Annotated in this window: 19 protein-coding genes; 12 read left to right on the top strand and 7 right to left on the bottom strand. The window is 53.5% G+C overall.

The genetic code is table 11. The features are described from left to right. Window positions 1–501 precede the first annotated feature (501 nt). On the top strand, window positions 502–2,460 hold the full coding sequence (locus AAIG39_RS10745) for a methyl-accepting chemotaxis protein (protein WP_343193817.1): 1,959 nt from the start codon (window positions 502–504) through the stop codon (window positions 2,458–2,460). A 69-nt stretch (window positions 2,461–2,529) separates the two neighbouring features. Here the strand turns inward: AAIG39_RS10745 and AAIG39_RS10740 are convergent, their stop codons facing one another. The 3 genes from AAIG39_RS10740 to AAIG39_RS10730 are packed head-to-tail and all read right to left on the bottom strand — an operon-like array spanning window position 2,530 to window position 5,074. Continuing rightward, window positions 2,530–2,658, bottom strand: coding sequence for a DUF2474 domain-containing protein (locus tag AAIG39_RS10740; RefSeq protein WP_071845874.1), 129 nt, complete (start codon window positions 2,656–2,658; stop codon window positions 2,530–2,532). Further along, a complete protein-coding gene (gene cydB / locus AAIG39_RS10735; RefSeq protein WP_090084261.1) occupies window positions 2,658–3,668 on the bottom strand; it encodes a cytochrome d ubiquinol oxidase subunit II in 1,011 nt (336 codons plus the stop codon). Before cydB ends, AAIG39_RS10740 begins: the two co-directional genes overlap by 1 nt. After that, window positions 3,668–5,074 (bottom strand): cytochrome ubiquinol oxidase subunit I, encoded by a 1,407-nt coding sequence (locus AAIG39_RS10730; protein WP_343193816.1) that lies wholly within the window; start codon window positions 5,072–5,074, stop codon window positions 3,668–3,670. Before AAIG39_RS10730 ends, cydB begins: the two co-directional genes overlap by 1 nt. A 152-nt stretch (window positions 5,075–5,226) precedes the next feature. On the opposite strand from AAIG39_RS10730, the gene AAIG39_RS10725 reads away from it, so the two are divergent. The 7 genes from AAIG39_RS10725 to AAIG39_RS10695 all read left to right on the top strand — a co-directional run bounded on the left by AAIG39_RS10725 (window position 5,227) and on the right by AAIG39_RS10695 (window position 12,881). Then, window positions 5,227–6,636: an aminotransferase-like domain-containing protein gene (locus AAIG39_RS10725; RefSeq protein ID WP_090084265.1), complete on the top strand. Its 1,410-nt coding sequence runs from the start codon at window positions 5,227–5,229 to the stop codon at window positions 6,634–6,636. A 347-nt stretch (window positions 6,637–6,983) separates the two neighbouring features. Beyond that, window positions 6,984–8,126, top strand: coding sequence for a putative ABC transporter substrate-binding protein YdcS (gene ydcS, locus AAIG39_RS10720; protein WP_090084266.1), 1,143 nt, complete (start codon window positions 6,984–6,986; stop codon window positions 8,124–8,126). Between the two features lie 17 nt (window positions 8,127–8,143). Continuing rightward, window positions 8,144–9,157 (top strand): ABC transporter ATP-binding protein, encoded by a 1,014-nt coding sequence (locus AAIG39_RS10715; protein WP_090084268.1) that lies wholly within the window; start codon window positions 8,144–8,146, stop codon window positions 9,155–9,157. Beyond that, window positions 9,157–10,098 (top strand): ABC transporter permease, encoded by a 942-nt coding sequence (locus tag AAIG39_RS10710; RefSeq protein WP_090084269.1) that lies wholly within the window; start codon window positions 9,157–9,159, stop codon window positions 10,096–10,098. The genes AAIG39_RS10715 and AAIG39_RS10710 overlap by 1 nt, the downstream gene beginning before the upstream one ends. Continuing rightward, entirely contained in the window at window positions 10,088–10,894 is an 807-nt protein-coding gene (locus AAIG39_RS10705) for an ABC transporter permease (RefSeq protein WP_090084271.1), read from the top strand. Before AAIG39_RS10710 ends, AAIG39_RS10705 begins: the two co-directional genes overlap by 11 nt. 25 nt (window positions 10,895–10,919) lie before the next feature. Further along, window positions 10,920–12,344 carry an aminobutyraldehyde dehydrogenase gene (patD, locus tag AAIG39_RS10700; RefSeq protein ID WP_090084272.1) on the top strand — a complete coding sequence of 475 codons (1,425 nt, stop codon included), beginning with the start codon at window positions 10,920–10,922 and terminating at the stop codon, window positions 12,342–12,344. Between the two features lie 312 nt (window positions 12,345–12,656). Continuing rightward, on the top strand, window positions 12,657–12,881 hold the full coding sequence (locus AAIG39_RS10695) for a hypothetical protein (RefSeq protein WP_090084274.1): 225 nt from the start codon (window positions 12,657–12,659) through the stop codon (window positions 12,879–12,881). Window positions 12,882–13,067: 186 nt separating this feature from the next. Here the strand turns inward: AAIG39_RS10695 and AAIG39_RS10690 are convergent, their stop codons facing one another. Continuing rightward, window positions 13,068–13,508 (bottom strand): ECs1072 family phage-associated protein, encoded by a 441-nt coding sequence (locus AAIG39_RS10690; RefSeq protein WP_047370393.1) that lies wholly within the window; start codon window positions 13,506–13,508, stop codon window positions 13,068–13,070. 306 nt (window positions 13,509–13,814) lie between these two features. Between AAIG39_RS10690 and AAIG39_RS10685 the strand changes: the two genes are divergently transcribed. The 4 genes from AAIG39_RS10685 (at window position 13,815) to AAIG39_RS10670 (ending at window position 15,160) form a co-directional block, all read left to right on the top strand. Beyond that, window positions 13,815–14,111: a hypothetical protein gene (locus tag AAIG39_RS10685; protein ID WP_090084275.1), complete on the top strand. Its 297-nt coding sequence runs from the start codon at window positions 13,815–13,817 to the stop codon at window positions 14,109–14,111. 130 nt (window positions 14,112–14,241) lie between these two features. Continuing rightward, complete coding sequence (locus AAIG39_RS10680; protein WP_343193815.1) at window positions 14,242–14,496, top strand: FmdB family zinc ribbon protein; 255 nt, start codon at window positions 14,242–14,244, stop codon at window positions 14,494–14,496. A 212-nt stretch (window positions 14,497–14,708) separates the two neighbouring features. Further along, window positions 14,709–14,882 carry a GhoT/OrtT family toxin gene (locus AAIG39_RS10675; RefSeq protein ID WP_071845873.1) on the top strand — a complete coding sequence of 58 codons (174 nt, stop codon included), beginning with the start codon at window positions 14,709–14,711 and terminating at the stop codon, window positions 14,880–14,882. Between the two features lie 104 nt (window positions 14,883–14,986). Beyond that, window positions 14,987–15,160: a GhoT/OrtT family toxin gene (locus AAIG39_RS10670; RefSeq protein ID WP_249572335.1), complete on the top strand. Its 174-nt coding sequence runs from the start codon at window positions 14,987–14,989 to the stop codon at window positions 15,158–15,160. Between the two features lie 56 nt (window positions 15,161–15,216). Here AAIG39_RS10670 and AAIG39_RS10665 read toward each other — a convergent pair whose 3' ends face one another. From AAIG39_RS10665 to AAIG39_RS10655, 3 genes are read right to left on the bottom strand one after another with little or no spacing between them, the layout of a single operon-like run. After that, complete coding sequence (locus AAIG39_RS10665) at window positions 15,217–17,388, bottom strand: virulence factor SrfC family protein (protein WP_343193814.1); 2,172 nt, start codon at window positions 17,386–17,388, stop codon at window positions 15,217–15,219. Next, window positions 17,385–20,366: a virulence factor SrfB gene (locus AAIG39_RS10660; protein ID WP_343193813.1), complete on the bottom strand. Its 2,982-nt coding sequence runs from the start codon at window positions 20,364–20,366 to the stop codon at window positions 17,385–17,387. Before AAIG39_RS10660 ends, AAIG39_RS10665 begins: the two co-directional genes overlap by 4 nt. Window positions 20,367–20,370: 4 nt before the next feature. After that, window positions 20,371–21,753, bottom strand: coding sequence for an SrfA family protein (locus tag AAIG39_RS10655; protein WP_090084281.1), 1,383 nt, complete (start codon window positions 21,751–21,753; stop codon window positions 20,371–20,373). Window positions 21,754–21,775 lie beyond the last annotated feature (22 nt).

The following is a 21,775-nucleotide window of genomic DNA, read 5'->3' as shown; positions in this document are numbered from 1 at the left end:
TCATGTTCTGGCAAGAGACGGTCAGAATAGCCGATCTTTTTATGCATACTCCTTCTCTCATTTATCTGAGCGACACGAATTTCAACAACTCACAGATGGCATGAAACACGTTCAATTATGAGTATTCCTTCCATAATAACTGAAAAAAATAAATGAATTTGTTATCACTCAGGCAGTAATTCTATTATTTGCCGTGATTTATGCGTTGCATCACATTATTAATATAATTTCTACGCAGATAATTATGATACGAAAGTCTCATTTTATTAGTTATTGATTTTTAAGCATAAGTTGCACAACCAAAGACAAGGGTATTATCTGGATGCGTTAAAGGTTTCATATGCTATGACGATAATTACTCTGTGATCAAAATATATTCGTGGAATTTCCCGGCGCTGTAAAAAGCAAGACTGGATGTATAGCCTGCTAAGTTCCATAAATTCACCAGACGCTCCACCCTATAAATGTTCTAATAATGCAAAAAGGTGAAATATGTTATCTATGGCGAAAAGGTTTTTAACCGCACCGTTTGGTCGCAGCGGCTCGCAACCTGCGAATGGTACCTATGATTGCCAGAATATGCCTCAGTCATTATCGGCAGCGGGTGTATGCAACAAAGCCAGTGGTATTCTCATGACATTCGTTCCCCCTGGCGCTGACTATTCAAGCGTAAGCCAGGCGTGGCAGCGGTTTTCTTCTCCGGACTTAACGGTTATTACGCTCTCTTCCAGTGGCGCGCTGAGCAGTAGCTGTCGCGAGACGACCTACTGTGATGCGGCGGGGCAACAGGGCAGCTGGTTAATGTTGCCCAAAACACTTATTGCCGGGCACGAAACACATATTGTTGATTTACATGTCAAAGATACGCACACAGCCACAGACCGCATCATTGCCATCCAGAACGAACTGGAGCGGTTACAAGTGCGTATGCCGCTCTCACCTGATCGCACGTTTGCCATGGTTTACTGTGATGGTCTTTCTGCTTCCGAAGGGTTTCTGATGCAGGCCTGGTATAATTGCGGGCGTTTTCCCTGCCTGGCTATCGGCGGTTCGGCAGGTGGCAAACTCACCTTCGACGGTACATGGATAAGCGTGGATGGGAAAATGCTGCAGGGTAAGGCAGTGATTATATTTTGCAAAATGGCAGCGGGAAAATCCTTCGCGCCTTTCAAGAGCCAGAACTTTAAACCACGCAATAAAAGCTGGCTGATTGCTCAGGCCGATCCGGTCGCTCGCACTGTGACGTCTGTCTTTAACGAGCAGGGGGAACAGAAGCCATTTATCGCTGTTCTGGCGGATCTCCTGCAGTGTGATGAGCAACATGTGGCAGAGAAACTAAAAGGGCTTACGTTTGGCGTTAAAGTCGGCGACGAATATTTCATTCGTTCCGTCGCCAAAATCGATGCGCAAGGGGTTCATTTTTTCTGTGATCTGGAATTTGGCGATCGTCTGCATTTACTCGAAGAGACCGACTTTAAGCAAGCAACACTGCATGACTGGAAAAACTTTATTACCGGGCTGGGTAAACCGGCGGCTATTCTGATGAATGACTGTATTTTGCGGCGCCTGGGCAGTGAAGCGCATTTACACAATGCGCATTTCTTTAAAGGATTACCCGCCGCCGGTTTTTCCAGTTTTGGCGAGATTCTTGGCGTTCCCATTAATCAGACGCTCTCCGCGCTGGTGTTTTTCAATCATGACGTCAAAGCAATGACGCATTTCCCGGTGGAATATGCAAGATATGCAGGGCATTACGCCCAGCGCGCGCTGCGTCGTTGGGAGGCGCTGAATGATTTTCAAAGTGGTGTCATTAATCGTGTCGTGGCATATCAACAAAAATTAGGACCATTGATGACAGCATTACCGATGCTGGAAGCCGCGACGCAGACACAAAACGACACCTTAGGAATGGCAGAAAATAGCATCCGTTCTATCAGCGATATTGCCCTGCAGAGCCAACAGGCGCAAAACCGGCTGGTAGAAGGGCTTGATGACCTGGAGAAAATCTCTGCGGGTATTAATGAGATAACCAGCGGGATCAGTAATATCGCCTTTCAGACGAACATTCTCGCACTGAATGCGGCCGTGGAGGCTGCGCGCGCGGGTGAGGCAGGGCGTGGATTTGCGGTCGTGGCAAGCGAAGTACGGCGGCTGGCCCATTCGTCAAAAGAGCAGGCAGATGCTACGGCCGCCAATATCAGTCAGGCGGTAAACACAATTTCCCGCATCCGTACCGTTGCCAACAATACCGTGGAGACCGCCAGTAATATGGCCCGGCACTCCATTTCAGCGGCCGACACCATTGCGGCCATGAGCAGTAAAACCAATAACGAACGGGATAATATTGTTAAGCATCTCAGCAGCCTGCACGCGCTTACATCTGGTATGGATGCGATGCAGGAAGCGGTAGCGCAACTGACGGTATTGCAAAAACTCTCCACCCGTCACGGCCAGCACTAAAAATATGCCCTGACGTTCAGCGTCAGGGCATATTTGTCCTCCGGTTGCGTGCGCCGCCGGGTCATAACCCTAGTGCGATTTAAACCCCGCAGCAGTCATCAGTACGCGAAAAAAGAGGCCGACCAGCGCAAGGGCCAGCACACTGCCGCCCCACAGAATGACCAGCCACATCAGGCGTTTCCATAATGGCTGTTGCATCAGTGATAACCCTCCCCATGCTGGACTTTGCCGCGAAATACGTAATAGCTCCAGAAGGTATAGACGAGAATGATGGGAATAATCAGCAGCGCGCCAACCAGCATAAAGCCCTGACTTTGCGCGGGCGCTGCCGCCTGCCACAAGGTAATTGACGGCGGAATAATATGTGGCCAGATGCTGATCCCAAGACCACTGAACCCAAGAAATATCAGCCCAAGTGTCAGCATAAACGGCAATTTTTCACTCTGTGGATGATTCAGACTGCGCCATTGCCACAGGCTCAGCAGCACCACTAACACAGGGACGGGCAGCAGGAAAAACAGATTCGGCAGCGTAAACCAGCGGCTTGCTATCGCCGGATGGGCGAGCGGCGTCCAGAGGCTAATGACCGCTATTACCAGCAACAGTGCCAGTAAGAGTCTCCTGGCGAGTTGACGCATCCGCACTTGCAGCGCCTTTTCACTTTTCATCACCAGCCATGTCGCCCCCAGCAACGCATAAGCAATCACCAGGCCGAGACCACAAAACAGTGTAAAAGGGGTTAACCAGTCAAAAGGTCCACCGGCGAAGGTACGCCCGCTGACAGCGAAGCCGTTGATCACTGCCCCAACAACTACCCCCTGGGTGAAGGTCGCCAGAACTGAGCCGCCTGCGAATGCCTTATCCCAGAATGGGCGATGCGCCGGTGTTGCCTTGAAGCGAAATTCGAAGGCCACGCCGCGAAAAATTAACCCCACCAGCATCAGCGTCAGCGGAATGGTCAGGGCATCTATGATTACCGCATATGCCAGCGGGAAGGCGCCAAACAGCGCTGCGCCACCGAGCACCAGCCAGGTTTCGTTGCCGTCCCACACCGGGGCGACACTGTTAACCATCACGTCGCGGTCTTCGGCCTCTGGCGTGGCAGGAAAGAGAATGCCGATCCCCAGGTCAAAACCGTCCATCACGATATACATCAGGGTGGCAAAGACGATTATGACAAACCAGATAAGTGAAAGATCGATACCCATTATGGTTTCTCCTGCAGACTGTCGTGCGTATTTACCGCAGAAAGCGGTCGGGCGGGGCGACCATCCTGTTCGGTGGCAAATGATTCATTCGCCTGAGGCCCTTTTTTAATCAACCTCACCATGTAACTGTATCCCACGCCAAAGACCGAGCTGTAGACGAGAATAAAACCCAACAGGCTGATGCTCATATGCAGTGTGCCGTGAGCAGAAACTGCGTCGGCGGTCCGTTGCAGGCCATAAACCACCCACGGCTGGCGTCCCACTTCGGTAGTTACCCAACCAGCAAGGATGGCCAGCAGGCCCGATGGTCCCATCAATAACGCGAACCACAGAAACGGGCGCGAGTGATACAGACGCTGTTTGCGGCGCAACCACAATGCAATAACGCCAAGCAAAATCATCAACACTCCAAGCCCTACCATCAGGCGAAACGACCAGAACACGACGGTCGAATTGGGACGATCTTCTTTGGCGAACGATTTCAGCGCGGGAACCTGTTTGTCCAGACTGTGGGTCAGGATAAGGCTACCCAACGCCGGGATCGCCAGTCCGTAGCGGGTACGCTCTTGTTCCATATCCGGCCAGCCAAATAATAATAAAGGCGTCGCCTCTCCGGGTGGGTTTTCCCAGTGGCCCTCTATTGCAGCGATTTTGGCAGGTTGGTGCTCAAGCGTGTTCAGCCCGTGCATATCGCCGATCAACGCCTGAATGGGGGCTACAATCAGCGTCATCCACAGCGCCATTGAAAACATGGTGCGAATGGCGGGTGAATGGTTGCCCTTAAGCAAATGCCAGGCGGCCGACGCGCCAACAAACAGCGCGCTACTGAGAAAAGCGGCAACGGACATATGCAACAGGCGATACGGGAAGGAGGGATTAAACACCACCGCAAACCAGTCGACCGGCACCACCTGACCATTCACAATTTCATAGCCCTGTGGCGTTTGCATCCAGCTATTGGAGGCGAGGATCCAAAAGGTGGAAATGATCGTCCCCAGCGCCACCATGCAGGTTGCGAAGAAGTGTAGCCCTGGCCCGACTTTATTCCAGCCAAACAGCATTACCCCTAAAAACCCGGCTTCGAGGAAGAATGCAGTCAGCACTTCATAGGTCAGTAACGGGCCGGTGATGCTTCCGGCAAACTGGGAAAAGCCGCTCCAGTTAGTGCCAAATTGATAGGCCATCACCAGACCGGAGACCACGCCCATGCCAAAATTGACGGCGAAAATCTTCGACCAGAAGTGGTAGAGCGAACGCCACACCGGATTACCGGTTTTCAACCACAGTCCTTCCAGCACCGCAAGGTAGCTGGCAAGACCGATGGTGATGGCCGGGAAAATAATGTGGAAGGAAACCGTAAAGGCAAACTGGATCCTTGCCAGATGAAACGCATCTAAACCCAACATACACAACCTCTGAATAATGACTCTCAGGGAAATGGTAAAGAGCGGCGGGCACGATTATCAGAAACAGAAGAGATAAATTTATCTATAACAGTTGGCAAAAAAGTGCTTTTTAGGTGTACTGATATAGAATAACGTCAGGGAAGGAGAGAGCGATGAAAAAATACCAGCGCCTGGCGCAACAAATCATTTCGCAAATTGAACTGGGTGTCTGGCGACCCGGCGACAGGCTGCCCTCGCTGCGCGAGCAGGTGACCAGCAGTGGCCTGAGTTTTATGACGGTAGGCCATGCTTATCAGCTACTGGAAAATCAGGGCTATATCACCGCCCGGCCGCAGTCGGGCTATTATGTGGCGCCGCGTTCTCATCGTCCGCAAACTTTACCCCCCGCCACGTTAAAGCAAGATGAAGCGGTGGATATCAATACCTACATCTTTGATATTTTGCAGGCCAGCCGCGATGCCTCGATATTGCCATTTGGTTCGGCCTTTCCGGATCCGCGCCTGTTTCCTCTGCAACAACTGAATCGCTCATTAGCCAACGTCAGTAAAAGCGCGACCGCCGTCAGCATTATTGAAAACCTGCCGCCGGGAAATGCCGGGCTGCGTCATGCCATCGCCCGTCGCTACGCCCAGCAGGGAATGACTATTTCACCGGATGAAATTGTGATTACTGCCGGCGCACTGGAGGCATTAAACCTGAGTTTGCAGGCTGTGACAGAGCCAGGTGACTGGGTGATCGTTGAAAATCCCTGCTTTTATGGTGCGCTACAGGCGCTTGAGCGCCTGCGCTTAAAAGCGCTGTCGGTGCCGACGGATATCAATGACGGCATAGATCTCCAGGCGCTGGAACAGGCGCTAAAGAGCTATCCGGTAAAAGCCTGCTGGCTGATGCCCAACAGTCAGAATCCGCTCGGTTTTACCCTGAGTGCAGAGAAAAAAGCACAACTGGTGGCGTTGCTGACGCAGCACAACGTGACCTTGATTGAAGACGATGTCTATAGCGAGCTCTATTACGGGCGGGAAAAACCGTTACCCGCAAAAGCCTGGGATACGCAGGACATGACGCTACACTGCTCCTCTTTTTCTAAATGTCTGGTGGCCGGTTTTCGTATCGGCTGGGTCGCCGCCGGGAAACATGCCCGCCGGATCCAGCAGCTACAACTGATGAGCACATTATCCACCAGTTCGCCGATGCAAATGGCACTCGTCGATTACCTCGGCACCCAACGCTATGATGCGCATCTGCGACGTCTGCGGCGCGTCCTGGCGGAACGCAAGCATCAGGCATGGCAGGCGCTGGTGCGCCATCTGCCTGGCGAGGTGAAAATCCACCGCAGCGACAGCGGTTATTTTTTATGGCTGGAGTTGCCGCCAGAGCTGGATGCCGGAGAGCTAAGCCAGCGCGCACTGGCCCATCAGGTCAGCATTGCGCCGGGGAAAATGTTCTCCACCTCCAGAGAGCCTACGCCATTCTTCCGCTTTAATGCCTCCTGGCAATGGGGCGAACGGGAGGAGCGCGGCGTTATACTGCTTGGTAAAATAATTCGCGAAATGATGAAATAAAAACGCACACGGTTGTTCTTATTTTCTGAATAATGTTTTCTCAATTTAAAAATATCTCTGCGGAAATTTCAGCCGCAGAGGTCATTATTTTCTGTACTTTCCCATCAGCCATTCATACGAAATGCGAATGGGAACATAAATTAACCTTTCACCGCTAACTCATTGTCTATACTCCAGAAGATGTGAAGACAGCATTTCGGTAATTAATGTTATGCGCTGTATGTCACAACCTGGCGAAATTTCTCATTGACGGGATTCAGCCTTTCGGCGCCCCGTCTACCTTTAAATCAGGAGATATTTTTACGGCAAGGCGGCCGCTCATTTTCATTACGACAGGAGTAACACATATGAGCATGAAATTTGCCCCGAGCTGCCTGTGTGCGCTGGGCATGACCATGATGACAGCACACGCCGCCGAGCCGACGGAAGTAGGGAAAGGGGAGGGCCGCCTGGATATTATCGCCTGGCCGGGTTATATCGAACGCGGCCAGACGGATAAGCAATATGACTGGGTCAGTCAGTTTGAAAAAGAGACGGGCTGTGCGGTAAACGTGAAAACGGCAGCAACGTCCGATGAGATGGTCAGCCTGATGGCCAAAGGGGGGTATGACCTGGTGACTGCGTCCGGCGATGCCTCGTTGCGCCTGATTATGGGCAAACGCGTGCAACCGATTAATACCGCGCTGATCCCCAACTGGAAAACCCTGGACCCGCGTATGGAGAAAGGCGAATGGTTTAACGTCGGCGGCAAAGTTTACGGCACGCCGTATCAGTGGGGGCCTAACCTGCTGATGTATAACACCAAAACTTTCCCGACGCCGCCTGATAGCTGGTCGGTTGTTTTCGTGCAGCAAAATCTGCCAGATGGCAAAACCAACAAAGGCCGCGTACAGGCCTATGACGGGCCGATTTATATCGCTGATGCCGCGTTGTTTGTCAAAGCCACTCAGCCGCAGCTTGGCATTGAGGACCCCTACCAGTTAACCGAAGCGCAGTATCAGGCCGTGCTGAAAGTACTGCGCGATCAGCACGCCTTAATCCACCGTTACTGGCATGACACCACTGTCCAGATGAGCGACTTCAAAAATGAAGGCGTTGTGGCGTCCAGCGCCTGGCCGTACCAGGCGAATGCCCTGAAAGGTGAAAACCAGCCGATCGCCACCGTATTCCCGAAAGAGGGGGTAACGGGCTGGGCAGATACCACCATGCTCCACGCGCAGGCGAAACACCCCAACTGCGCCTACAAATGGATGAACTGGTCGCTGACACCGAAAGTACAGGGTGATGTCGCCGCCTGGTTTGGCTCACTGCCGGTGGTGCCGCAAGGCTGTAAAGCCAGTGATTTGCTGGGTGAAAAAGGCTGCGAAACTAACGGTTACAGCTTCTTTGACAAGATTGCGTTCTGGAAAACGCCCGTTGCTGAGGGGGGGAAATATGTCCCTTATAGCCGCTGGACGCAGGATTACATCGCCATTATGGGCGGACGTTAAGCGGTCAGGAGTGATGTATGACCTATGCAGTTGAATTTGAAGATGTCTCTCGTCTGTATGGTGATATTCGTGCCGTGGACGGCGTTAGTCTTGCGGTAAACGATGGGGAATTTTTCTCCATGCTGGGGCCATCCGGCTCCGGCAAAACCACCTGCCTGCGTCTTATTGCCGGTTTTGAGCAACTGAGCGGTGGGGCTATTCGTATTTTTGGTCGGGAGGCCAGCGAACTGCCCCCCTGGGAGCGCGACGTTAATACCGTTTTTCAGGATTACGCGTTATTTCCCCATATGTCGATCCTCGATAACGTGGCGTATGGCCTGATGGTCAAAGGCGTTGATAAAAAAACACGTCATGCCAGCGCGCGCCAGGCGCTGGAAAAGGTGGCGCTGGATTTTGTTCACGCCCGTAAGCCATCGCAACTTTCCGGCGGTCAGCGCCAGCGTGTGGCTATCGCCCGGGCGCTGGTCAATCAGCCTCGCGTTTTATTGCTCGATGAACCGCTGGGGGCGCTGGATTTAAAATTACGCGAGCAAATGCAGTTTGAACTGAAAAAGCTGCAGCAGGATCTTGGGATTACCTTTATTTTTGTCACCCACGATCAGGGTGAAGCGCTATCGATGTCTGACCGGGTGGCGGTGTTCAATAATGGCAAAATTGAGCAGGTTGATACCCCGAGGGAACTCTATCTGCGCCCACGCACGCCGTTCGTGGCGGGTTTTGTCGGCACGTCGAATGTTTTTGACGACAGGCGCGCGGGTGCGTTATGTGCGATGAATGGTATTTTCTCTCTGCGCCCGGAGCATATCCGCCTTAATCAACCGGGAGAAATTCAGGTTCAGGGTGTGGTGCAGGCGGTCCAGTATCAGGGGGCAGCTACCCGTTTCGAACTGAAACTTGCCGACGGTGAAAAACTGCTGGTAAGCCAGGCAAACATGTCTGATGCGCGCTTACCTGACACGTTAGCGCCGGGGCAAACGGTGCTGGCATCGTGGTCAAGAGAGGCGATGGTGCCATTACGGGGAGCGGGGTGATGGAGATGAGTCTTTCCCGTTCACCACAGGGCAAACCGGGGAGCCGGTTGAGCGGTCTGTTCTGGCGCAAACCGGCGCTGGGTTTGTTTTTGTTGTTGCTGGGGCCACTGATGTGGTTCGGTATTGTTTATCTGGGGTCGTTGCTGACGCTGCTATGGCAAGGCTTCTATACCTTTGATGATTTCACCATGTCGGTGACGCCGGATTTCACTCTGGCTAACCTGCAGGCGCTGTTCAATCCTGCCAATTACGACATCATCTTGCGTACTTTCACCATGGCGGTCGCCGTAACGCTGGCCAGCGCGATTCTGGCCTTTCCGATGGCGTGGTATATGGCGAAATATACCAGCGGTAAATGGAAAGCCTTTTTCTATATTGCCGTGATGCTGCCAATGTGGGCGAGCTATATCGTCAAAGCTTACGCCTGGACGTTGCTGCTGGCGAAAGACGGCGTTGCCCAGTGGTTTCTCGGCCATCTGGGGCTTGAGCCCATCCTCGGCGCAGTGCTGACACTGCCCGGTATCGGCGGCAATACTTTGTCGACCTCTGGTCTCGGGCGTTTTCTGGTCTTTGTCTACATCTGGCTGCCGTTTATGATCCTGCCGATTCAGGCCGCGCTGGAACGGCTGCCGCCGTCGCTATTGCAGGCCTCTGCGGATCTTGGCGCGCATCCCCGGCAGACCTTTCGCTATGTGGTTCTGCCGCTGGCTATTCCGGGCGTTGCCGCCGGTTCCATCTTCACCTTCTCCCTGACGCTGGGGGATTTCATTGTTCCGCAACTGGTGGGGCCGCCAGGGTTCTTTATTGGCAATATGGTCTATTCGCAACAAGGGGCGATCGGCAATATGCCGATGGCGGCAGCCTTTACGCTGGTCCCCATTCTATTGATTGCCCTTTATCTGGCGTTCGTGAAACGTTTGGGAGCGTTCGATGCACTCTGACCGCGCACCGTTATTTCTCAAAATTGCCGCCTGGGGCGGGGTTATCTTTCTCCATTTCCCGTTATTGATAATCGCCATCTATGCTTTTAATACCGAGGATGCCGCGTTCAGCTTTCCCCCGCAGGGCTTTACGCTGCGCTGGTTTAGCGTGGCGGCGGCGCGGGGCGATATCCTGGATGCGGTGACGCTGTCGCTGCAAATTGCGGCCCTGGCGACACTTATTGCCTTAATCCTTGGCACGCTTGCTGCAATGGCACTCTGGCGCAGTGAGTTCTTTGGCCGGAACGCCATCTCACTGTTGCTGCTGCTGCCCATCGCCTTGCCCGGCATTATTACCGGCCTGGCGCTGTTAACGGCGTTTAAATCGGTGGATCTGGAACCGGGCTTTTTCACCATCGTTATCGGTCACGCCACGTTTTGTGTGGTGGTGGTTTTCAACAATGTTATCGCCCGATTTCGCCGTACGTCATGGAGTCTGGTTGAAGCCTCAATGGATTTAGGCGCTACCTCATGGCAGACGTTCCGCTATGTGGTGCTGCCAAATCTCGGTTCGGCGCTACTCGCCGGAGGCATGCTGGCATTTGCATTGTCGTTTGACGAAATCATCGTCACGACCTTTACCGCCGGGCATGAGCGCACCTTGCCGCTCTGGTTGTTAAATCAACTGGGGCGCCCGCGTGACGTGCCGGTAACTAATGTGGTGGCGCTACTGGTCATGCTGGTAACGACCATCCCGATTTTGGGGGCCTGGTGGCTGACCCGTGACGGTGAAACCGTAGCCGGAAGCGGCAAATAACTGACAACTCTGAAAGGATAGCGCTATGCAACATCAATTATTTATCAATGGAGCACTGGTCGACGGCGAAGGCGAAAAACAGGCCGTGTTTAACCCGGCCACCGGCGAGGTGTTGCTGGAGATTGCCGAAGCCTCCCCCGCGCAGGTGGATGCGGCGGTGAAGGCGGCTGACGAGGCCTTCAAAACCTGGGGACAAACCACGCCAAAAGCGCGGGCCGAGTGTCTGCTGCAACTGGCTCAGGTGATTGAGGACAATGCCGAAACCTTTGCAATGCTGGAGTCGCTGAACTGCGGCAAACCCCTGCACTGTGTATTGAGCGATGAAATTCCGGCGGTCGCGGATGTTTTTCGCTTCTTTGCGGGCGCGGCGCGTTGCCTGAACGGGCTGGCCGCCGGGGAGTATCTGGAAGGCCATACCTCAATGATTCGCCGCGACCCCATTGGCGTCGTGGCCTCTATCGCGCCGTGGAATTACCCGTTGATGATGGCGGCCTGGAAGCTGGGCCCTGCGCTTGCCGCAGGTAACTGTGTGGTTATTAAACCGTCAGAAATCACGCCGCTGACGGCGCTTAAACTTGGCGAACTGGCGCAGGATATTTTCCCGCCAGGGGTACTGAATGTGCTGTTCGGTCGGGGTAAAACCGTAGGTGATCCGCTGACCGGGCATGAAAAAGTGCGCATGGTTTCGCTTACGGGCTCAATTGCCACTGGCGAGCACATTATTGGTCATACGGCCTCTTCGATTAAACGTACCCATATGGAGCTGGGGGGCAAAGCGCCAGTGATTGTGTTTGATGACGCCGATCTGGATGCCGTTGTCGAAGGAGTCCGTACTTTTGGTTTCTACAATGCCGGGCAGGATTGTACCGCCGCCTGTCGCATTTACGCCCAAAAAGGGGTTTACGATGCGCTGGTCGAAAAACTGGGTGCCGCAGTGTCCAGCCTGAAAATGGGCGCGCCTGATGATGAAACCACCGAGCTGGGCCCACTCAGTTCTGAGGCCCATTTAGCCCGTGTCAGCAAAGCGGTAGAAGAGGCCAAAGCATTAAGCCATATCCGTGTGGTCACGGGCGGCGATAAGCGCGAGGGGGCGGGGTACTACTATCAGCCCACCGTGCTGGCAGGGGCCAGACAGGAAGATGCGATAGTCCAGCGCGAAGTCTTTGGTCCTGTCGTCAGCGTGACGCTCTTTGACGATGAAGAACAGGTGCTGAACTGGGCCAATGATTCGCAATATGGCCTGGCATCGTCAGTGTGGACCCGAGATGTTGGCCGCGCGCATCGCCTTAGCGCACGTCTGCAATATGGCTGCACCTGGGTCAATACCCATTTTATGCTTGTCAGCGAAATGCCGCATGGTGGGCAAAAACTCTCGGGCTACGGTAAAGATATGTCGATCTACGGGCTGGAAGATTACACCGTGGTTCGCCATGTGATGATCAAGCACTGAGCCTTTAACTGAGGGTAGTGAGAGCGGGGGAGTTACCGTTTCTGTAACAATTCATTCATAGAGACAGAATAATTGCGGTAATTCTCACGCTTTATAATTTCTTGTGTGTCAAAAAATGTAAAGGTGGTATATTCCCGATCATGTTTTACGCGCCTTACCCGCGTGCAGTAATGAATAATAAAATAAAACCTACAAAAAGTATTATCTGGCGTATCAAGGCAGGGAATGTCACATTAATTTAATTAGTGCGACAAACTAACGTCACGCCCCGCCATAGATAATGTCGCTTTTTTGCTCTCGGGGGGACACATAATGAGTAAAGTAGTCGTGGTGCTGCTGCCTGGCGGCATCCCTCAATATTTAACGGTTAATGATCACGCCACAACCATAACCTGGTCAGTAAACCAGACATCAGAAGACTCTTCCGGCCTGACGTTGCCTATAGAAACCTATTTTTGCGAGGGTGAGGAGCTTCATTTTGCCCGTTATGAACCTGCGTTAAATAACGCAATGGTTGAGACCTGTTTTACCGCCTGAAAAAGATGCCAGCTCCTTGTGCAATTTATTGCTAATCGCGTTTGTATAAACTTTTAAACAGGAAAATTATCAGGCCAGGCAAGGCATCACATGACCCACGATACGACCTCGGGGCGAATGTATTACACAGGGGAAAGTGAAATAAAAAAGGGCACTCGGGCCCTTAATATTCTAATAGTTTGCAGGCTATCGTTTGAGGATGTTTTCATTATCCCGTGGCGCCCAGTCTTTCTCGGAGAAATCATATAACGAATAAGACTGGTCGCGTAATCCATTAGCGCGCAAAATTCCCCGTACATCCGCAGGCAGGTTCTCATCGCGAAAAAGCTCAGCGATGACAAACATTGCGTCACTAAATGACAGCTGTTTAATTTCAAAGGGTTTCCAGCCAGTACGCTTGAATATAAGATGCCACAGAGCCTCTTCCCCGGCCAGCGCCACATAAGGACTGGCATACTTCTCCCGATGACGAGACAGCAGAACTTCCAGGGTAAAAATATGTGCGACGCGTTGCTTCGCGGCGGCCCCCCTGGCCGTTGTTTCGTTCGTCAGTTCTTCGTGTGTTATGTCGTTGTTTTCACACACTCTGGTCTCGATGGCCTGCCATAGATCGTCAAACTTTTGCATTGCTGTTACCCTGTAAGAATTATTTACGGCATTGAGACAATACCAGAGAAACCGGCCATTCGCCAAAGCAAGCAACAGATGAATTTATGGCAAAAACAGTGGGAGACAGTCCTCTTTTTTTGTATCAATCTTACGTTGAGTTTAATCTTATGATTTATAAATAACTTAAATTAAACTAATAAAGAAAAATAAATTTCGAATGATTAAGCACCCTGATGAATAAACGGGATATTGCCTGTGATCAATATTACCGTGGCGCTGGCGTCTTACATTTAAAGCTCATTCCCTCCTTAATGAGAAGCTCAAATGAACGTCACCCCGTGGCTGTTGATCGTGCTGACCATAACCAGTGTGCTGAGTATTGAAGACAGTCTGGCTAAAACACAGGTATTAAGTGACTCACAGGTTAAACAAAAGGTAATCGAAGAATCGATTGCAGCGTATCCGGGGCCTTGCGCCTGTCCGTTTAATCAGGCCAGAAATGGCAGTAGCTGCGGTAAGCGTAGCGCCTGGAGCAAACCGGGCGGCTATGATCCCATCTGCTATGCCAGTGAGGTGACGCCACAAATGATCAAAGAGTGGCGTGACGAACATAAACAGTAGATGGCTGCGTAACAGCGTCACGTTTTTGTGACCGACCGCTTAAACCTGCCATCCTGATGTTCAGCACGTTTTAATGCCGTTTACTCTCGCTGCTATATAGTGGCGCCAGTGAGATATTCAGGACGTTAAAATGTTCGAATTTGCATGCGATAAATGCGGAAAAAGCGTAATTATCGAAGACCTGGCTGCCATCGCCAAAGACAAGGCGAGGGGGGTAACATTCTGTCCCCATTGCCACGCCAGCATTGCGGACGAAAAGATTGTCGCTCATGCAAAAATCAGGGCGAATGAAATGATCCATGCCGCTCTCGACTCCCTGCAGGTGCGACGCAGTGCCGCCAGCGTCGGAGCTACGGCCACTGCCAGAGAACTTCAGACGCATTAATACCCACCTTTGCGACGTAAAATTGACGGCGAGGCGCTCAGGCACAGAGAAGGTGGCGCTTCTCCCTGACGTTAATGACATTCCCAGTCCGTAAAAATCTGCACATATCAATTTCTCCTCGCGACTAAGCGCACAATAAGTGAAAAAACTTGATAAATATCAATAAAAGCTGCATATTGCGCCCGTTTTGTTATCACAGGGTTAGTGTGGCTATGTCGCTTTATCAAAAAATGCTGGTTTTTTACGCAATTATGGCGCTCCTTTGCGCGGTTATTACCTGGTTTCTATCCAGCGATCGTAAACGGATTCGCTTTCTGAGCGCATTTCTTGTCGGTTCGACGTGGCCGATGAGCTTTCCGGTGGCATTACTGGTTTCGCTATTTTGACCTTTTGTTAAATTGTGACGCAAGGCGTGACCGGTAAGACAAAAAGAACCATAAAAAATGTGCAACATAGTCTGCGTATGGTTTCCATGGAAAGGAGGCGGACGATGGACATGTTCATTAAGATGTTGATGTTTTATGCCGTAATGGCGTTATTGACCGGTGTAGCGACCTGGTTTTTATCCAAAGAGAGTCGCCGTATCAAAACGCTCAGCGCGTGCCTGGTCGGAGCAACATGGCCAATCAGTTTCCCGGTTGCCCTGGTATTCTCATTTTTATAGTGTACTGAGCACGTAGCGATAAGGCCCGACGCACCGTTAAGGTGGCCGGGTCTTTTTTATGGCAGCAGCGTTTTAAGCTTCTTACGCGCGGCAGGAGAGACGTCATGCGGATGGCTATAGCCCATATTCTCCACTGAACGGGTATAGAGGGCGACCAGCCAGTCGTAAACATAGCGTGTTGCAGCGTGAACAGGTTGTTCGCCCAGGCGTGTTAACCGTTCCGTCGAGCCAGAATTTGCTGAGGCGAAAACGGCACTGCCTTTCTGTACGCGGCTGGCAGGGCGCAGGGCTTCCGGAACATCGGCATAGCCCAGCCAGGCGACAAAATTACCAATGGCGGCATACACCTGCGCCGCAGACGCGGTATCGCGCTGCATAATCTTCTGCAACTGCTCCGGCATATTCAGCCGGTAACTGCTGATTATGATGATTTCCGCCATCTGACGCACGGTGGCAGACGAGAGCCCCAGACGGGCAGCGTTATCATCATTACGACTCCACTGACGTAAGTGATTGATCCACATCGCGTGCGCCTGTTGACCTGCATCACGCGCGACATGGGCCTGTTCGCTGGTCTCTGCCGCCTCGCCAAAGAGATCGATGGCCTCATTAAACAAGCCGCTGACCTGCTCTTCGCGCGGTTGCTGAACCTTCCACAGAGAGTCAAACTGTTGCATGTCCGGCAGAAGGCCTTCCAGCAATTCGCCATGACGCGCCGCATGGGTCTGTAATTCACGCACGACCGCTTCTGCACGGGTACGCTGAGCGGCATTCTCTTTAGTTGGTGCGATAAGCCAGGCCTGCATCAGATCGCGTAGCGCCAGTTGATGACGCTCGCGCAGGGATTTAAAGCGATGTTGACGCAGCGCCGGGGCGGTTGCCTGGGCGAGCCACTCAAGAACCCGCTGTAAACTGCTGGCATCCAGCGCCTGCAGCGTGCCCCAGTGCTGGCCTGGTTTCCCGACCAGTTGTTGCACCACTTCGTCGAGATTCTGGCCGCTGGTAAAACGGGCGTCTTGCGGAGTGATGGCCCAGACCAGTCCAGGCAGCGCGGTCTCGTGGCCGGATTGCGTCTCCTTCACCCAATTGAGTAGCGCTTTCGCCGTTGCCGTCGTGGTTGAGCGATGCGCTGTGGCATTGCAAATCAGCAAGACATCCGGTTGTAATTGCTGACGATAGCTCTCAAGCAACCAACGGCATTTACTGTTCCACAGCGGATGCCCCTCCTGCGGCGCCGGGGTAGGGATATCCAGAATATCCACACCCTTAAGCTCACTGTTTTCAACCGGGAGCACCAGTTCTTTGGTTAACAGCGCCAGCGTCGAAACAGGAATACTGACTGCATTCTGTAATTGCTCTTCCGACCATGGATGTACCACCACTTCACCGGCAAGGGCTTCAGTGTCCTGTTCCGGTGGGGTGAGAAAACCCTCAGTCGGCAGGGCGAAGTTATCGACCAGCAGACTCAACGGCGCAGCCAGTTCTGCGGCGTTACCGGTCTGATGCAGCGTATGCGCCAGTGACAGCCACTGCTGCGTTAACTCCTGCTGCTCACCCCACAAAAGCGCCCAGGCACTGGCGCGAGCGCTGAGGTCCAGTGATGGCAAAAGACAGGCGAACTGATACCACAACGCGTCGTCCATATGCTGTTGTGATGACGGAACGACCGACCGCCAGAAACGGGCAATGGCTCCCACATCTTCCGCGCTAATGCCGGGTACCGGGTTTGGCTGGCGTAGCGCGCGCCATTTTGCCAGACGGCTTTCGATTACCGTCTTGTCGACGACACGCAACTCCGGCATGGCCTGCGCGTGCGCGATAAAGACCTGCACCAGTTCCGCTTCGCTGATAAGACGCAAGCGCAGGGGAAAATTGTCGTCGACATGCGGGTTCTCGCGGCAAAAACGCAGTGCCATGCTGGTCAACATATGACCGGGGTTCAGATGGCTGAAATAGTCCAGCGTCTTCTCGCCCAGCAAGACATGCAGACGCCCGTTGCCGCTGTCGCACAGCGCGGCAAGTAAATGGGCTTTGGCGGCCTGCGAGTGGCCAAACAGCCCAACGGTGCAGGGCTGTCTGGCTGCGTTTTCCAGCGCGGTTTCCTGTGCCGTTAGCGCGGTTAAGCGCGCCAGTAGCGCATCCGCGTCGTCATCCAGCAAGGGTGAAATCTGACGGTTATCATTTATCCATGCACTGATCGCCTGGGTCGTGGTCATGCTTGCACTCATTTCAGATACACACTCCCGCTGTCGATCCAGTAATGGCTACCGCTGTGGCGGCGATCTGCCAGCGTATTCAATTTGAAGGTTAACGCATCGGCCGGAACCGGCGTACCATCCTGTAACCAGGCTTCGCTCAGAATAAACGATTCCGGGCCATGATGTTTGTTGCCACCGCTAAACTGCAGGCGCACATTCAGCACTCCGTCGCCGGCGATGGTCTTCGCCAGTTCAGAAGAGTTAATGCTCAGCGTATAGAGCGGAGTGGCTGGCCAGCGGGCGTTCGCCAGTTGACGAAAGCCGAGCGTGACATTGCCGCGCAGCGGGAAATGCAGGCGGGCATCAAGTTTTGCGCCGGGTTTATCCAGATCGATATCGTGATACCAGATATTCTCATCACGCAGAGTGTTTACCACATTATCCAGTACACCGAGATAACGCACGGTAGAGTACGCGCCGATGTCGGCTGCTTTAAAATTGAAACGCGGCAGACGCAGGTCCAGCGCCAGGCTACATAACATTGCCCCTACCGCAGCGGTAGATTTCGGGTTGCCGATTTTGCCCTGCTGGCTGAACGGATACCATTCGTGTACACGATACTTATCAAGCCAGACCATGCGGTTAACCGGTACCGGCTGCAAATGGCGAATCAACGCCTGCACACCCGGCAGACAACCCGGACGTCCGGTAATCAGTAATACATCGCAGCAGTAATGGCTGATAGCCTCGCACACCGCATGCAGCGGTGAGGCCAGGGTAAATTGCCCGGCCAGCATGGCATCCTGCAATTCGCGGAAATTGACCTGTACCGGAACGCTCAGCACATCAAACTCCGGCGAGCCGGCAGGCAGCGCGTGGTCGATCGCCTGTTTCAGGTAGTTCATCACGTTGCGCGTTGGCAACTGGGTCAACAGCTCGCCGAAAGTGGCATGCAGCCCGGCAAGCGGATCGTTGATGTCACTCTCTTCCCACGCCGCCAGAATGGCATGGCCAACAGGCATAAACAGTTGCAGGGTGGTTTGCTGGCGCAAAACGGCCTGCGTATCAATACGCCCGGAGTCGCCAAACAGGGTGGCGAGCAACGAGGCAGCATCCGTAATACCGGCTTTTTGCAACTGGGTTTGCATCGCAGGCAGCACGCAGCGCTGAATGACATCAAGCAGCACATCATCCCCTGCGACCTTAAATCCTTCACGGAACAGTAACTGCGGGGTGATCTTAACGTTGCTGCCGGTACCATCATCAAGCTGATAATGGGTGATAGCCATATCGGTTGTACCACCGCCGATATCTACCGAGGCGACGCGCAGCGAGCGCCCCGGGCGTGCGCCAGGGACTTCGACCCGATCGGGGCGGGCAAGGGAGGCAAAAAACGTTTCGGTTTGCCCCGCATAGCGGGAGATCGCCTCGTTATACAGCCAGACGAGTTGCCCGCAACTGGCCTCATCCCACTCCATCTGGATATGGGGAACCGGAACAACGCTTTTTTCCTGCTGCTTACGATTAGCAAAATCATCATCTTGCGGATGCCAGCCCATGGCTTTCCAGACCAGCGCAATGGCTTCGAACATCCGGCGGCGGAAAATTTCGCGCTCCTGCTTCGGCATCGCCGACGGCAGGGTCAGAATAATGGTACGCAACTGGCGCGGCGAGGCGGGAAAACCCAGACGTAAACGAGTTGCAACGCTGTTAATTTGCCCGAGCGCCTGTGCCAGCAGCTCGCACAGCATATGCGTCATCAATGTACTGCGGCTGTATTGCGGCGAAAAGACAGGCAGGCGCTCATCGACTGGCAGGGTATACAGCGGCTGACCTTCATCATTCATGAGGTTCATCAGAGGGAATGCTGTCGCCAGGGGTTCGCGCTGCGTTTTGCTGTTCATCTGGCTAAAACGCCAGTCCTGCAATACCGGTGTTTCATCCCAAAGATAACGGCGCGGGCTGGAAATACCGCTGTTGCCTTCGGTACCCAGCCTCTGCATCGCCAGTTTACGCGCCTCGTCGCCGACACGAACAATAGAAGGCCAGATAAAGGCGTCTTCGCGACCGCTTTCAACAGAGAAATGCTGTTTGCCAAAACGCGCTTCGGAAAACTCAAGACGACTGGTAAACAGGGGTTCATTAAGAAACTGGGGTTCGCTTAAGGAGCGCACCTGAAGCTCGGCGGTTTGACGAAGGCCATCGTTCGCATCGCCATGATCTTCAATGATTACACCGCATGTGTGGGTATTGCCGACATCGAGAATTAAATCTACCGGGATAGCCGGGGTGCTCAGCGTATGGGTAACAATTTTCACCTCAGGCACCAGAAGCTGCGTCCCCAGAAGGGTAAGCAAATTCAGCCAGTGAGCCTGATATTCAAAGCTGCGCAAAGCCTGGGTAATCTCACGTTCGCTGCGTTGCTCTTCCTGATTGATGTACTGCAGAAACGCCTCCCGCAGCCAGCCATCCACCCAGGTCTGATCGAGAAAATCCGCCACTTCGTCATCGCGCCAGGCCAGTGCGAAGCGTGTCCCGTTAAGAATGTCGTTCTCTTGCGGTGCCAGCGCTGACGGGGAATTGCCGTTGATCTGGCTGTCGAGGGCCAGCGTAACGCGATGGGTATTTCCCGCGCCATCCGGTTCACTCAGTTTACGAATCTGTACCCGCGCCCAGTTTTCCGGCCCTTCGACGAAGGTGCGCGGCGGGTTGAAGCGTAAGAAAGGTATCGGCAGCCACACGCCATCGAGCACGGCCAGCGACGCGTGTAGCGACTGAGTGCTTTCCGGTTTGACTACCTCGGGCATACCGCCATTTTGTGCCGGAAGGGTATAGCGCTCATTGACCAGATCGTAATCCAGACGCAGCAGCGGACCATTCGCCGTCTTGCGCACAAAGCGACCGCTTTGTGCCGACTCTTGCGGCGTCAGGCCAAAATCAAGAAACTGGACGCCACTGTTGGCGATAAGCGTGACGCTCTGTTTGTAATCACAAAGATTAACCAGCATAAAATCAGGCACCTGTTTTTCTGAAGGTCACCGCAACGGGCGTACTATTTGCTTCAAAGCGCGCACTGCATTCCGCAATATCATTGGTCCCGGCTTTGCAGGAAATCTCCGGCATCGGATAGCGGGAGCCGTCGGTGCAACGTGCCGTGCTGCGACTCTTGATCATTAAGACCCCGGTTTCGTGCAGGCCGGAGTACAGGTCGGCGCGACAGCTCAAATTATTGCCCTGAATAATACGCGCCGTGCCTTTATTGTTCTGAATCTGGAACCGCATGGTCAGATCCTTGCCGGTAGTCTGGTCTTTCACATCCACCACTACACGCCAATTACCATTGAGGAAACGGGTTGAGCCCGTTTTCACTTCCAGCGCATCCATGACCAACGCATCTTTCGGGATAGCGGTAATGACCAGCGGTTTTTTCTCAGTTACCACCGGTGCAGGCGTTTCCACTTTTGGCGCAATCACCTCGGCCTGGCGGAGCGGAAGTTGCGTATTTAACGCTGGAGTATGACGCGCGACGGCAACCGGAGCAGGTTCAGGGGTGGCAACCACTGGCGCCGACTGTGCGGTTTTCGACGGGGTTGCAGGGGCATCATGCTGCTGATTTAACCATAGTGGCGCGGCAACGGCCACCGCAACGGCTGCCGCAACCGGCAAGACCCACAAGCCGTAGCGGCGACGTTTTACCACTACCGGAGCTGGTGTCGGTTCCGGTTCCGGGACGGGCTCGGCATCAGCGACCGGTGAGGCCATCTGCATCACCGGTTCGTCTTTCGCAACCAGGGTGCTCACACCCGGCATCGGGGCGAGCAGCGGCTCGTCGGCGTTACTGATCGTGACCGTAGCAACGGGCTCTGCGGCAGGCTCAGGTTCCGGTTCGATAATGGCAAGCGGCTCCGGAATATCTTCTTTTCGCAGGCATTCCAGCACATCTTCTCTGGCACTTTCATTGAGATTAACAAAGCCCCAGAAGGTGATTACCGGCTTACCGTCGACAAGGAAAACGTGGTTCTCACCGGGAAACTGCAACGCTTTTTCCAGCAGTGAACCAAACAGTTGCTGTGCCGTTTTTGGCGACTGCATACATTTGCGGCTGAGGGTCGCAGCGCTGTCCAGGGTGCTTTCCAGATAACGTAAGGCACGAAAACGTGCATCCTCGTCAGCGGCTTTCCAGGCCTGGGCGCGGCCCTCGACGGGGGAGTACCAGTCAACGCGGTCGCCTTCGTCATTCACCTGCGGTATGGCAAGGCAGTCAACCAGCGCCTGCTGTTTACGCAGACGCAGGGTTTCACGAATTTGTAATGCCGAATCAAATACGGCCTGACCGCCGCCGCCCACGGCTTGAAAATCATCAAGATCGCCGCTGCGCAAGAGTGTTTTTGCCACGTTTTCATCCCATAGACTTTTT

The sequence above is a fragment of the Phytobacter palmae genome (genome assembly GCF_039409775.1).
Taxonomy (GTDB): Bacteria; Pseudomonadota; Gammaproteobacteria; order Enterobacterales; family Enterobacteriaceae; genus Phytobacter; species Phytobacter palmae.
The sequence above is the reverse complement of the archived record's forward strand: the minus strand, read 5'-3'. Positions and strand labels throughout refer to the sequence as shown.

Bases quoted from the DNA above. Each gene is read 5' to 3' on its own strand.
- AAIG39_RS10675 (WP_071845873.1), top strand. From the start codon at position 14,709: ATGTCGCTTTATCAAAAAATGCTGGTTTTTTACGCAATTATGGCGCTC.
- ydcS (WP_090084266.1), top strand. From the start codon at position 6,984: ATGAGCATGAAATTTGCCCCGAGCTGCCTGTGTGCGCTGGGCATGACC.
- AAIG39_RS10745 (WP_343193817.1), top strand. From the start codon at position 502: ATGGCGAAAAGGTTTTTAACCGCACCGTTTGGTCGCAGCGGCTCGCAA.
- AAIG39_RS10660 (WP_343193813.1), bottom strand. From the start codon at position 20,366: ATGCTGGTTAATCTTTGTGATTACAAACAGAGCGTCACGCTTATCGCC.
- AAIG39_RS10725 (WP_090084265.1), top strand. From the start codon at position 5,227: ATGAAAAAATACCAGCGCCTGGCGCAACAAATCATTTCGCAAATTGAA.
- AAIG39_RS10710 (WP_090084269.1), top strand. From the start codon at position 9,157: ATGGAGATGAGTCTTTCCCGTTCACCACAGGGCAAACCGGGGAGCCGG.
- AAIG39_RS10665 (WP_343193814.1), bottom strand. From the start codon at position 17,388: ATGAGTGCAAGCATGACCACGACCCAGGCGATCAGTGCATGGATAAAT.
- AAIG39_RS10690 (WP_047370393.1), bottom strand. From the start codon at position 13,508: ATGCAAAAGTTTGACGATCTATGGCAGGCCATCGAGACCAGAGTGTGT.
- AAIG39_RS10740 (WP_071845874.1), bottom strand. From the start codon at position 2,658: ATGCAACAGCCATTATGGAAACGCCTGATGTGGCTGGTCATTCTGTGG.
- AAIG39_RS10680 (WP_343193815.1), top strand. From the start codon at position 14,242: ATGTTCGAATTTGCATGCGATAAATGCGGAAAAAGCGTAATTATCGAA.
- AAIG39_RS10705 (WP_090084271.1), top strand. From the start codon at position 10,088: ATGCACTCTGACCGCGCACCGTTATTTCTCAAAATTGCCGCCTGGGGC.
- AAIG39_RS10670 (WP_249572335.1), top strand. From the start codon at position 14,987: ATGGACATGTTCATTAAGATGTTGATGTTTTATGCCGTAATGGCGTTA.
- AAIG39_RS10685 (WP_090084275.1), top strand. From the start codon at position 13,815: ATGAACGTCACCCCGTGGCTGTTGATCGTGCTGACCATAACCAGTGTG.
- AAIG39_RS10695 (WP_090084274.1), top strand. From the start codon at position 12,657: ATGAGTAAAGTAGTCGTGGTGCTGCTGCCTGGCGGCATCCCTCAATAT.
- AAIG39_RS10730 (WP_343193816.1), bottom strand. From the start codon at position 5,074: ATGTTGGGTTTAGATGCGTTTCATCTGGCAAGGATCCAGTTTGCCTTT.
- cydB (WP_090084261.1), bottom strand. From the start codon at position 3,668: ATGGGTATCGATCTTTCACTTATCTGGTTTGTCATAATCGTCTTTGCC.
- patD (WP_090084272.1), top strand. From the start codon at position 10,920: ATGCAACATCAATTATTTATCAATGGAGCACTGGTCGACGGCGAAGGC.
- AAIG39_RS10715 (WP_090084268.1), top strand. From the start codon at position 8,144: ATGACCTATGCAGTTGAATTTGAAGATGTCTCTCGTCTGTATGGTGAT.